The sequence below is a fragment of the Brevundimonas vesicularis genome, assembly GCF_032067225.1.
GTDB lineage: Bacteria > Pseudomonadota > Alphaproteobacteria > Caulobacterales > Caulobacteraceae > Brevundimonas > Brevundimonas vesicularis_F.
Genome location: NZ_DAMBJX010000075.1, coordinates 1 through 11,676, shown reverse-complemented (window position 1 = coordinate 11,676; position 11,676 = coordinate 1). Strand labels below are relative to the sequence as shown.

The 11,676-nt window shown below is 66.0% G+C and carries 10 protein-coding genes, 1 tRNA gene and 1 pseudogene; 9 read left to right on the top strand and 3 right to left on the bottom strand.

The features are described 5' to 3' along the window. The 4 genes from mrdA to RT123_RS14250 form a co-directional block, all read left to right on the top strand. A partial coding sequence (mrdA, locus tag RT123_RS14265) for a penicillin-binding protein 2 (protein WP_313009826.1) occupies positions 1 to 1,584 on the top strand: 1,584 nt, incomplete at its 5' end. Further along, positions 1,581 to 2,735, top strand: a complete 1,155-nt coding sequence (gene rodA / locus RT123_RS14260) for a rod shape-determining protein RodA (protein WP_066551392.1) — start codon at positions 1,581 to 1,583, stop codon at positions 2,733 to 2,735. The genes mrdA and rodA, both read left to right, overlap by 4 nt. 257 nt (positions 2,736 to 2,992) lie before the next feature. After that, positions 2,993 to 4,174 (top strand): acyl-CoA dehydrogenase family protein, encoded by a 1,182-nt coding sequence (locus tag RT123_RS14255; RefSeq protein ID WP_313009823.1) that lies wholly within the window; start codon positions 2,993 to 2,995, stop codon positions 4,172 to 4,174. Positions 4,175 to 4,178: 4 nt separating this feature from the next. Then, positions 4,179 to 5,297 carry an acyl-CoA dehydrogenase gene (locus RT123_RS14250; RefSeq protein WP_313009822.1) on the top strand — a complete coding sequence of 373 codons (1,119 nt, stop codon included), beginning with the start codon at positions 4,179 to 4,181 and terminating at the stop codon, positions 5,295 to 5,297. Between the two features lie 8 nt (positions 5,298 to 5,305). On the opposite strand, the gene RT123_RS14245 is transcribed toward RT123_RS14250, so the two are convergent. From RT123_RS14245 to RT123_RS14235, 3 genes are all read right to left on the bottom strand, one after another. Further along, complete coding sequence (locus RT123_RS14245; protein WP_313009821.1) at positions 5,306 to 6,625, bottom strand: Hsp70 family protein; 1,320 nt, start codon at positions 6,623 to 6,625, stop codon at positions 5,306 to 5,308. A 190-nt stretch (positions 6,626 to 6,815) separates the two neighbouring features. Continuing rightward, complete coding sequence (locus RT123_RS14240) at positions 6,816 to 7,703, bottom strand: hypothetical protein (protein WP_313009819.1); 888 nt, start codon at positions 7,701 to 7,703, stop codon at positions 6,816 to 6,818. Positions 7,704 to 8,061: 358 nt separating this feature from the next. Continuing rightward, positions 8,062 to 8,151, bottom strand: a tRNA-Ser gene (locus tag RT123_RS14235). A 105-nt stretch (positions 8,152 to 8,256) separates the two neighbouring features. Between RT123_RS14235 and RT123_RS14230 the strand changes: the two genes are divergently transcribed. The 5 genes and pseudogenes from RT123_RS14230 to RT123_RS14210 form a co-directional block, all read left to right on the top strand. Then, positions 8,257 to 9,105 (top strand): septal ring lytic transglycosylase RlpA family protein, encoded by an 849-nt coding sequence (locus tag RT123_RS14230; RefSeq protein ID WP_313009817.1) that lies wholly within the window; start codon positions 8,257 to 8,259, stop codon positions 9,103 to 9,105. A 49-nt stretch (positions 9,106 to 9,154) separates the two neighbouring features. Further along, positions 9,155 to 9,787, top strand: coding sequence for a dTMP kinase (gene tmk, locus RT123_RS14225; RefSeq protein WP_313009815.1), 633 nt, complete (start codon positions 9,155 to 9,157; stop codon positions 9,785 to 9,787). After that, positions 9,784 to 10,773, top strand: coding sequence for a DNA polymerase III subunit delta' (locus RT123_RS14220; RefSeq protein WP_313009814.1), 990 nt, complete (start codon positions 9,784 to 9,786; stop codon positions 10,771 to 10,773). The genes tmk and RT123_RS14220 overlap by 4 nt, the downstream gene beginning before the upstream one ends. After that, complete coding sequence (locus tag RT123_RS14215) at positions 10,773 to 11,555, top strand: TatD family hydrolase (protein ID WP_313009812.1); 783 nt, start codon at positions 10,773 to 10,775, stop codon at positions 11,553 to 11,555. Before RT123_RS14220 ends, RT123_RS14215 begins: the two co-directional genes overlap by 1 nt. Next, positions 11,552 to 11,676 (top strand): annotated as a pseudogene (locus tag RT123_RS14210) (MBL fold metallo-hydrolase); the annotation flags it as partial. The gene RT123_RS14215 and the pseudogene RT123_RS14210, both read left to right, overlap by 4 nt.

Below are 11,676 nucleotides of genomic sequence, written 5' to 3'. Positions count from 1 at the left end.
CAGTACGCCAACGAACTGCCCGGCGTGATGGTCGATATGAACGAGGCGCGCTACTATCCGTTCGGCGGATCGTTCGCCCACGTCATCGGCTATGTGGCCAAGGTTTCGGATCGGGACGTCAAGGCGATCCGTGACAAGGGCGAGCAGCCGCCCGCCCTGTTGTTCAACCCCAGCTTCCGCATCGGCCGCCAGGGCGTCGAAAAGGCGCTGGACGCGTCGCTGCGTGGCGAGCCGGGCGGCAATCGGGTCGAGGTGGATGCGCGCGGTCGCGTGGTGGCCGAGGACATCGGCGGGTCGCGGCCCGCCGTGCCGGGCAAGGAAGTCATCCTGACGCTCGACGCCGATGTTCAGAACCGGGCGCTGGAAGTGTTTGGCGACGAGTCGGGGGCCTGTGTGGTCATGGATGTGCGAAACGGCGACATCCTGTGCATGATGTCTGCGCCGTCGTTCGATCCGAACCTGTTCGTCGGCGGCGTGCCGAGCAAGACTTATCGCGCCCTGGCCGACTATGAGCGCAAACCGCTGCTGGACAAGACGCTGAACGGCACCTTCCCGCCGGGCTCGACCTTCAAACCGACGACGGCGCTGGCTCTGTTGGAAGCCGGCGTCGATCCGAAGCTGACGGTGTTCTGCTCGGGTTCGTATCGGACGGGCAACCGAACGCAGCGATGCTGGGGGCGGCATGGCACCCAGAATATGCACGACGCGATCAAGAACTCGTGCGACGTCTATTTCTACGCCATGTGCAACCGCGCGGGCGTGGACAATATCCGCAAGGCCGGGCTGGCGCTGGGCTTCGAGCACGAGTTCGACATTGGCGTCGGCAACCAGCGCAAAGGCCTGCTGCCGTCCACGGAATGGAAGGCGCGGACTTTCCCGCGCGATCCGGTCTGGCATCCGGGGGAGACGACTTCGGTTGCGATTGGGCAAGGCGCGATCACGGTGAACGCCCTGCAGCTGGCTGTCATGACCTCGCGGCTGGCAAACGGGAAGAAGCAGCTTCAACCGCGCCTGATCAAGTCCATCGGCGGCGTCGAGCAGCCCAGCGGGGCCGAGGCGCCGGACCTGCCGTTCGATCCGGCCCACGTCGAATATGTGCGCCAGGGTATGATCGCAGTGGCCAACGATCGATCCGGCACCGCCTATCGCCAGAGCCAGTTGGGCCTGGGCGACATCCAGATGGCCGGCAAGACCGGCACGGCCCAGGTCCGGAATTACGGCTCCGGCTCGCGCAAGAGCAATATCTGGGCGCTGAAGGACCACAACCTGTTCGTGGCCTTCGCTCCGGTGGATGCGCCGCGATATGCGGTCGCCATCATCGTCGAACACGGGGGCAAGGGCGGGGCGACCGCCGGCGCGCCGCGTGCGCGTGAGGTGATGCGCACCGTGCTGCTCAAGGATCCGGACATGCGAGCCCGGATCGAACGGCCGCTGCCGCCCGAACCGACCGGCGACGCGATCGTCGAGGACGGCGTCGTCGGCGCCGCGCCCGAGCCCGATGTCGTGGCCCCGCCCCAACCGAGCCGCCCTGCGCCATCTGCGACCAGCGGTCCGCGACCCTATCTTTCCGAGCCCGGCCGTTGACCGCCTCGGCCCTGTCACGTCCCGGTGAGCGCGAACGCGTCTCGACCAAGCTGGGCCAGATCGACTGGCGGCTGACGGCCTTGCTGTGCGTGGTGTCCGGCACCGGCGCCCTGATGCTGTATTCGGTGGCCGGCGGATCGTGGTCGCCGTGGGCGATGAAGCACCTGATCCGGTTCGGCATGTGCCTGGCGCTGATGCTGATGCTGTCGCTGATCAGCATCCGCTACTGGTTCGCCCTGGCCTATCCCATCTACGGGATGGCGCTGTTCATGCTGGCGCTGGTGGAGACCCCGCTGGGCTATACAGCCTTGGGCGCCACCCGATGGCTTGACCTGGGGTTCACACGCATCCAGCCATCCGAGATCATGAAGATCGGCGTCGTGCTGGCCTTGGCGCGCTGGTATCACGGGGCCTCAGCCAAGGAGGCGAGTTTCCACTGGAAGCTGATCTTCCCGGTCGGGATCATCGGCCTGCCGTTCTTGCTGGTCGCGCACCAGCCGGACCTGGGATCGGCCATGCTGATCGGTTTGACGGGGGCGGCGATCATGTTCGTCGCCGGGCTGAGCTGGCGGATCATCCTGCCGCTGATCATCGCCGCCGCCGTGCTGGTGCCGCCTTATGTCATGTTCGGCATGCACGACTATCAGCGTCACCGGGTGCTGACCTTCCTGAACCCCGAGGCCGACATGTCGGACAAGGGCTATCAGATCGTGCAGTCCAAGATCGCTATGGGGTCGGGCGGACCGCTGGGGCGCGGGTTCGGCCTGGGCAGCCAGAGCCAGCTGGAGTTCCTTCCCGAGCGCCAGACCGACTTCATCTTCGCCGCCTTCGCCGAGGAGTTCGGCTTTGTGGGCACCTTCACGCTTCTGGCCTCCTATGCCGCCATCATCCTGATCTCGCTGAGGATCGCCTCGCTGTCGCACAGTCACTTCGGGCGATTGGCGGCGTCGGGCGTGACGGCGACATTCGCGCTCTATGTGCTGATCAACGGGGCGATGGTGATGGGGCTGGCGCCGGTCGTGGGTGTGCCGATGCCGCTCTTATCCTATGGCGGCACGGTGATGCTGACCGTCATGATCGGTTTCGGTCTGGTGATGGCGACGAGGGTTCACCGCTATGCCGAACTGCCCAAGGGTCACGGCCTGATCTGACGTTACGTCAGCTAGAGCGAAATCGGTTGAGTTGGATGCAGTCCAACTCGGTTCAGATTTCGCTCCAGCATCAATCTGGAGCCTGATTCACGGCATCAGCGGAATCGCGAAGCGATTCCACCTCAGCCGATCAGGCTCTAGGTGATCGGCATTCAGGTTTCGCTTTCTAAGGCGGGGATTTCCTGGATAAGGTCATTCCCAACGATGTCTCGCATCGGTTTCGGCCGGTCAGCGACGCACGCCATGGGAGACGAGGAATGACCGATCTGGAGCAATTCCGCGCCGAGACGCGCGCCTGGCTGGAGGCGAACTGCCCGGCCGAATGTCGCGGGCCGATGGCCGACGACGAAATGATCTGGGGCGGCCGAAATCCCACGTTCAAGACCCCGGCGCATAAGCTGTGGCTGGAGCGGATGGGGGCACGGGGCTGGACAGCGCCGGAATGGCCCAAGGAATACGGCGGAGGCGGCCTCAGCCGCGAGGAGGCCAAGGTGCTGGCCTCCGAACTGCGGCGCATCAAGGCCCAGCCGGCCCTGGCCAGTTTCGGCGTCTGGATGCTGGGTCCGGCGCTGCTGGCCTTTGGGACGGAAGAGCAGAAGAAGCGCTTCCTGCCAGAGATCGTCCGCGGCGAGATCCGCTGGTGCCAGGGCTATTCCGAGCCGGGCGCGGGATCCGATCTGGCGTCCATTCAGACGCGGGCGGAAGATCGGGGCGACCACTGGGTCGTCAACGGCCAGAAAATTTGGACCTCCTACGCCGACAAGGCCGACTGGATCTTCTGCCTGGTGCGCACGGACCCCGAGGCGCCCAAACATCTGGGCATCAGCTTCGTGCTGTTCGACATGAAGACGCCGGGCGTGACGACGCGGCCGATCACCCTGATTTCAGGCAAGTCGCCCTTCTGCGAGACCTTCTTCGACGATGTCCGGGTGGAAAAGGAAAACCTGGTCGGCACGCTGAACCGCGGCTGGGACGTGGCCAAATACCTGCTGGCGCATGAGCGGACCATGATCGGCGCGATGGGCGAGGTCGGCGGCGGGCGGCCGGTGGGGCAGGTGGCGCTGGACGCCATCGGCGCCGACGAAGCTGGGCGTCTGGACGAGCCGATGCTGCGCGCGCGGATCGCGGACCTGGAGATCGACGCCGCCGCCTTCCGTCTGGCGATGGAGCGGGTCGGCGATCAGGTGAAGGCCAAACAGGCGCACCCGGCCATCGCCTCCATGCTGAAATACTATGGCTCCGAGCTGAACAAGCGGCGCCATGAGCTGCTTATGGCGGCGGGCGGGGCCGACGCTCTGGAATGGGAGGGAGAGCGGTCGAACGACGGCAAGGCCGCGCGCGACTGGCTGCGGACCAAGGCCAACTCCATCGAGGGCGGCACCAGCGAGGTTCAGCTGAACATCATCGCCAAACACCTGCTGCAACTGCCGGGAGCGTGAGACGATGCCCCTGATCCTGACCGAAGAACAGACGATGTTGCAGGACGCCGCCGACGGCTTCCTGAACGAACAGGCGCCGATCGCCCATCTGAGAAAGCTGCGGGACGAGCGGGACGCCGACGGGGTGTCGCGCGACCTGTGGCGGACCTTTGGCGAGATGGGCTTCGCCGGCGTCATCATCCCCGAGGCGCTGGGCGGCATGGGGCTGGGCGCGGTCGAAGCCGGGGTGATCGCCGAGAGCCTGGGGCGCACCCTGACGCCGTCGCCGTATCTGGGCTCGTCGATCCTGTCAGCCAAGGTGCTGATCGACGGCGGATCGCAGGCGCAGCAGGCCTGGCTGCCCAGGATCGCAGCGGGCGAGGCGATCCTTTCGCTGGCGGTGGACGAGGGCGCCAAGCATGCGCCTTCCCGGATCACCACGCAGGCCGAGCGCGCGGGCAATGGTTTCAGGCTGAATGGCGCCAAGGCCTTCGTGCTGGACGGCCATGTGGCCGACGCCCTGATCGTCGTCGCGACGGCTGAGGAGGGGACGACGCTGTTCCTGGTCGATCCGGCGACGGCGGGCGTCGCGGTCGAGCGCACGGTGATGGTGGATGCGCACAATGCGGCGCGGATCACGCTGACTGATGTGGCGGTCGACGCCGATGCGGTGATCGGCGCGGTCGGGGGCGGGGAGGCGCTGCTGGACGGCGCGCTGGACCTGGGGCGGGCCTGCGCGGCTTCCAGCCTGACAGGCGCCGGCGATCAGGCGTTCAAGACGACGCTGGATTATCTGCGGACCCGCAAACAGTTCGGAAAGCTGATCGGCGAGTTCCAGGCGTTGCAGCACAGGGCCGCGCATCTGTTCTCGGAGCTGGAGCTGGCGCGCGCGGCGACGATCGGCGCCCAGATCGCCCTCGACGAGGGGCGCGAGGACGCGCCGCTGGCGGCCTCCATCGCCAAGGCCAAGGCGGGGCGCGTCGCCGAACTGGCGGTGCAGGAGGCGGTCCAGATGCACGGCGGCGTCGGCATGACCGACGAATACGACGTGGGCCTGTTCATGAAGCGGGTGCGGGTGCTGAACGAACTGCTGGGCGACGCCGGTTTCCACGCCGAACGGGTGGCGCGGGCGCAAGGGTTCTAGGGCGGGATTTAGACCGCCTTTTCGCTCCACAGGTCCAGATCCGCCTCGCGCCCGATCAGGGCCAGGCCGGCGGCGATGGATTCGAACTCGCCGCCCGTCTCGATCCGCTCTGCGCCGAAGCGGTTTTGGAAAAGCGCCCGCACGGCCGGCACGAAGGAGGTGCCGCCGGTCAGGAAGACGCGGTCGATGGCGTCGGGGGCCAGGCCGCTACGAGCCATCGCCTGATCCACCGCGCCCTCGATGGCGGCCAGTTCCGGCGTAATCCAGCGTTCGAAATCGGCGCGGGCGACTGGCTTTTCGATATGGACGCCGCCGGCCTGGAACAGGAAGGTCGCCTGGTCGTCAGCCGATAAGGCCATCTTCAGCGTGGAGACGGCGCGGTAGAGATCGTGGCCGTGATTGTCGTCCAGCACCTCGATCAGGCGCTCGATCTTCTCCGGCTCAAGCGCGGTGCGGGCCAGGGCGCGGATGTCGCGCATGTCGCGCGAGGCGCGTAGCAGGGCCAGCTGATCCCAGCGGGCGAAGGCGGAATAATACCGCTGGGGAATAGGCAGTTGTTTGCCGACCGAACTGTACAGCCCGCCCTTGCCGAGTTCGGGCGACACCAACTGATCGATGATCCGGTAGTCGAAGGCGTCGCCCGCCACGCCCACGCCCGAGCGCGCCATCGGCGTCGACCGCAGGCCGTCGGATGTATGTTCGAACCGGATGATGGAGAAGTCGCTGGTGCCGCCGCCGAAGTCGGCGACCAGGACCGTCGCGTCCGCCTTCAGCTGGCGCGCGAAATAGAAGGCGGCGCCGACCGGCTCGTGCGCATATCGGATGTCGGTGAAGCCCAGCCGCTGAAACGCCGTCTGATAGCGCGACAGGGCCAGGGTCTCGTCTGGATTGCCGCCCGCAAAGGTGACGGGACGGCCGACGATGACGGCGGGCGGGGCATCCGTTAGTGCGTCGCCGGCGTGGTGGCGCAGGCGCAAGAGGAAGGCGGCCAGCAGATCCTCGAAGGCGTAGCGCTTGTTGTCGATCCGGGTTTCGGTAAAGGCGGCGCTGGCGGCGAAGGTCTTGAACGACTGGATGAAGCGGGTCTCCAGCGGATCCTCGACATAGGCGGCGATGGCCCAGGGCCCGGCCTCGACCACACGCTCGGGCGGCTGGCCGTCCACGCCCGGATGGGTCTGGAAACTGAGCGCCGAGCGGAAGGTGGTGGTCTGGCCCTCGATGGCGTCGAAGGTCACGAGATGGGCGAGGCCATCCGCATCGGTCAGGGCCACGACCGTATTGGTCGTGCCGAAATCGATCCCGATCGTCATCGGTTTCGTCGCCGTCATGGCAGGGCTCCAGGCAGGGGAGCCGGGTTCCTAACGGCAGACGGGGCAATAGCAAGGGCTAAGGTGGAAAAGCCAACTTAGAGGCCTTGAACATTATCAGGAGGCACTAAAAAGCCCCAACCCAGCGGGACGGGGATATTTGAAATGGCTCCCACACCCTTCCCGTGTGCCCATGATAACCGTTTCGACGTCAGTTACCTGGCTGATGGCCAAATGTCGCCAACACCGATGCCAGCAGATTGTTCTGCGGCTCTGGGATTTCCTTCAACATGTAGCCCACGGTCGTCCGGACCGAACCCAACAGCCCGATAGCGGCTTCCACGCTATCGATTGATTGCTCCGGATGCATCAGCGGATTTCGATGTAGATCGCGCAATTCGGTGAGAGCCGCCTTCACTTTGGCGTCGCCAACTTGGTGCTGCCCGAGCGCGTTAAGATAGTCTCCCATAGACCCTTTTCGTGGCCGCATTTTTCCTCCAGTCACGGCGTCATAGTAGCGACGGAGAACGGCTTCATTCACCCGGTGAAGATGGAAACCAGCCGCAGTCGGAAGCTCAAAAGCAATACATTTCGTCGCTTCCCGAACGTCTGGCAACGCTTCCGGAACTTTCGAAGTTAGATCTTCGGGAAAACAAACTTCGCCCGCTCCGATAAGCGTATGCATGTCGAAGCCGCCCTTTGGAGTGGCTAGATAAACAGGAAGCATCTGAAGCTCAGCAGCCAGAATGACTTCGAAGCTTGATAGGGCGTGTTGAAGCTGTGCAATCTTTGCGACATCAAGCAGCTCAGACCAGATTTGTGGGTCGTCGTAGGCCACGAGGAGATTGTCCAAGGCGGTGACGAGGTTCGAACCACTCGCTTGACAAGTACGGAGACCAAACACGCTGCCCCAAACGAGCGGCTGAATGGCTGCTCTTGCCGCGTATAGAGCTGCAAACCAAGGTCCAGCTGCCCTATTGTCTGGTGTCAAACCCGCGAGCGGGCGAATCTGTGCGGCGGCTTGATAAATGTAGTTTGCATCGACTCTGATCACGCCGTTTCTGGTCCCGATTAATCCAGCCTGAAGAGAATAGGGCATGCGTCGAGTGCAAAGATCAACCAATGATAGATGAGAGCCTTCATCAATCCACTGGGCATTTTCTATAATAACCTATAGCCTGCGATTTCGACCGACGTGTCGATCACCCGTCATACTCGGCGTCCGGCCGACAGCCCGTGGTAGGGCCCGCTGCACCGTCTCCGTCGATGCGTCGATGTCCACAGGTCATGGAATCTGAGAATACGTCCCTCAATCCCTTGGGCTCTAGGTTGGGTGCCGCACACCATCCCGGAAGAGCACTTTGTGCGTTTCTGGCCAGTTCGCCTGAAAGTCCGTCGGGCGCGGTTTAGGGCGCAAATCCGGAGCGGCCCGCAAATCCCGTGGTGGCGTAATAACTTGGCGGAAGCGGTGGGATTCGAACCCACGGACGGCTCTCACCGTCGCTGGTTTTCAAGACCAGTGCCTTAAACCACTCGGCCACACTTCCTTGCCGCCGCAGCGGAGGCGGACGCCATAGCAGGCGAACGGGTCATTAACCAAAGCGGAAATGTCTTCGGTCATCCTGTTTTCGTATTTTTTGCGAGGCGGGTCGATGACGTTTGGACAGGGAGTGCGCGGCGCGCTGATCCTGGGGCTGTTTTCGCTGCTGGCCGCCTGTTCCACCGTCGGCGGAGCAGGCGTGCGCGAGACGGTCGCCGGGCGCGGCGAGGACCGCCCGCCCGTCGTCAAGGACCCGGCGCCGATCGTGTCGGGGACGATGCGGCCCTATCAGGTGCGCGGGCGCTGGTACACGCCCAAGGAACAGCCGGATTATGAGGAGGTCGGGATGGCGTCCTGGTACGGCGACGCCTTCAACGGCCGGCCGACCTCGACCGGCGAGCGGTTCGACATGCATGCCCTGACGGCGGCGCACAAGACCCTGCCTCTGCCCGGTCTGGTCGAGGTGACGAACCTGGAGAACGGGCGGCGGCTGGTGGTGCGGATCAATGACCGCGGGCCGTTCGTCGACAGCCGGATCATCGACCTGTCGCGCGAGGCGGCGAGCGAGCTGGGAATGCTGTCGCAGGGCGTGGGGCGGGTGCGGGTGCGCTATCTCGGCCGGGCGCCGCAGCAGGGCGGGGGCACGCTGTTGCGCGCCTCGGCGCCGACGCCGCGAGGCGCGGTCCCGGCCAGCCCGCCCGTCAGCGCGCCCGTTATCACCCCCGCGCCGGTCGCGGTTGCGGAAGTGACGACCTTCTGGGTTCAGGCGGGCAGTTTCTCGGACCAGGTCGAGGCCGGGCGAATCGCCGACAGCCTGAGCGGCTGGGTGCGCGCCGATCGGGGCGCGGGGCGGTTTAATGTGGTGGTGGGACCGTGGGACAGCGCCAATGCCGCCGAGGCGGCGCGTCAGTCGGTCGTGGCGCGGGGTTATGCGGGCGCCCTGTTGATATCCGGCAGCTGATCGCGCGGGCGGGCTTGCGCCGGGCGGCGTCGGCGCGCCATGAAGGCGCGTGACCCGTGGACATTTCATAAGCTTCGAAGGCGGCGAGGGCGCCGGCAAATCGACCCAGGTCGGGCGGCTGGTCGCGCGGCTGCAGACGGTGCTGGGCGAGCGCAAGGTCGTGCGCACACGTGAACCGGGCGGCTCCAAGGGCGCGGAGGTGATCCGCAATCTGGTGGTGGCCACGGACGCGGAGCCGTGGTCGGCCATGACCGAGACCCTGCTGATGTACGCCTCGCGCTCGGACCATCTGGAGCGGACCATCCGCCCGGCGCTGGCGGCCGGCGACTGGGTGGTGTGCGACCGGTTCGCCGATTCCAGCCGCGCCTATCAAGGCGCAGGCGGCGGCGTGGCGCAAAGCTTCATCGAACAGATCGACGCGGGCGTGGTCGGGAACGACCAGCCGGACCTGACCCTGGTGTTCGACCTGCCGGTCGAGGTCGGCCTGGAGCGGGCGTTCGGGCGCGGCCTGTTCGAGACGCGGTTCGAGTCCAAGGGTCTGGCGTTCCATCAGCGCCTGCGCGAGGGCTTCCTTCGGATCGTCGAGGCCAATCCCCAGCGTTGCGTGCTGATCGACGCCGTCGGATCGCTGGACGAGGTCGAGGCGCGGGTCTGGCAGGCGGTTCAGGACCGGCTGCTGTGAGCGACCACCCGCGTGACCGGTTCGACCTGATCCCTGATGCCGCGGCGGAGACGGCTTTTCTGGACGCCTGGGAACGGGGGCGGTTGCACCACGCCTGGCTGTTGTGCGGGGTCGAGGGGACGGGCAAGGCGACCTTCGCCTATCGCGCGGCGCGACGGCTGCTGGGCGCGGCGGCCGATCCGGCGTCCGGGCCGCTGGGCGCGCGGCGCGATGATCCGGTCAGCCGGCTGATCTCGGCCCAGTCGCATCCGGACCTGCTGGTGCTGGAACGGCTGGTCGAGGGGGGCAAGACCAAGAAGTCGATCTCGGTCGATCAGTCGCGTGAACTGCCGGAGTTCTTTTCAAAGAGCCCGTCGCAAGCCCAGTTTCGGGTGGCGATCATCGATGCGGCGGATGACCTGAATCTCAACGCGGCCAACGCCTTGCTGAAGGTTCTTGAGGAGCCGCCCGAACGTGGCGTGCTGTTTCTGGTCACTCATGCGCCGGGGCGGTTGCTGGCGACGATCCGGTCGCGGTGCCGGCGGCTGAGCTTTCCGATCTGGACTCCGGATCGGCTGGAAACCCTGGTGCGCAATCGGACAGGCGCGGAGCGTGAGGACGCCGAACACGCAGCCGTCATGGCGGGCGGATCGCCGGGCGCGGCCCTGGCCCTGGCGTCCGGCGCGACGTTCGAGATGGACCAGCTGGCGCGGCGATGGGTCGAGGGCGACGTGGACCGGGCCGAAGCCCTGGCCATCGCCGACCGGTTCCGTGGGGCCGAGGGGCAGGAGCGGTTCGAGACCCTGATGGACCGGTTGATCGCGGCGGTGCGGATGCGCGCCTTGCAAAGCGCGCCGGGCGCCGGCAATCGCTGGGCCGAACTATGGGAGCGACTGCAGCCGTTGCCGGAACGGGCGGCGGGGCTGAACCTGGACAAGGCCGATGTGCTGGCCGGCGCACTGGCGGATCTGAAGCGGGTCCAGGCCCAGCAGGAGCGGATGGGCTGATGCTGATCGACAGTCATGTGAACCTGCACGCGTCGCAGTTCGACGAGGACCGGGACGCCGTGATCGCGCGCGCGCGCGAGGCGGGCGTCGGGCTGATGGTCGAGATTTCGGACAAGCTGACAACCTTCGAGGCGACGCACGGCATCGCCATGGCCAATGACGACATCTGGTGCACGGTCGGGGTCCATCCGCACGAGGCCAAGGATGCGGCGGACCTGACGGCGGCGACCCTGATCGACCTGGCCCAGCGGCCCAAGGTGGTCGGGATCGGCGAATGCGGTCTGGATTTCCATTACGACTTCAGCCCGCGCGAGATGCAGGCGGCGGTGTTCCGGCAGCATGTGGCGGCGGCGCGCGAGACGGGATTGCCGCTGGTGATTCACACGCGTGAGGCGGACGAGGTGATGGCGTCGATCCTACGCGAGGAGTATGCCGTGGGGCCGTTCAAGATGTTGATGCACTGCTATACGAGTGGCGCGGAACTGGCGAAAATCGCTGCGGAAATGGGCGCCTGGTTTTCGGTTTCCGGTATCGCCACCTTCAAGGCGGCCGAGGACGTGCGGGCGGTGATCCGCGACATGCCGGGCGACCGGATCATCGTCGAGACCGACTGCCCCTATCTGGCGCCCATTCCGCATCGTGGACGGCGCAATGAGCCGGCCTACATCGGCCATGTGCTGGACAAGCTGGCCGAGATCCGGGGTTGGGACGCCGAGGAAGCGGATCGCCTTACGACCGAGGCCTTCTTCGGCCTCTTTGACCGGATACCCAGACCCGCATGAGTTTCGAAGTCGTCATTCTGGGCAGCGGGTCGTCGGGCGGGGTGCCGCGCGGGGACGGCGACTGGGGCGCCTGCGACCCGGCCGAGCCCAAGAACCGGCGTACACGCTGTTCGATGCTGGC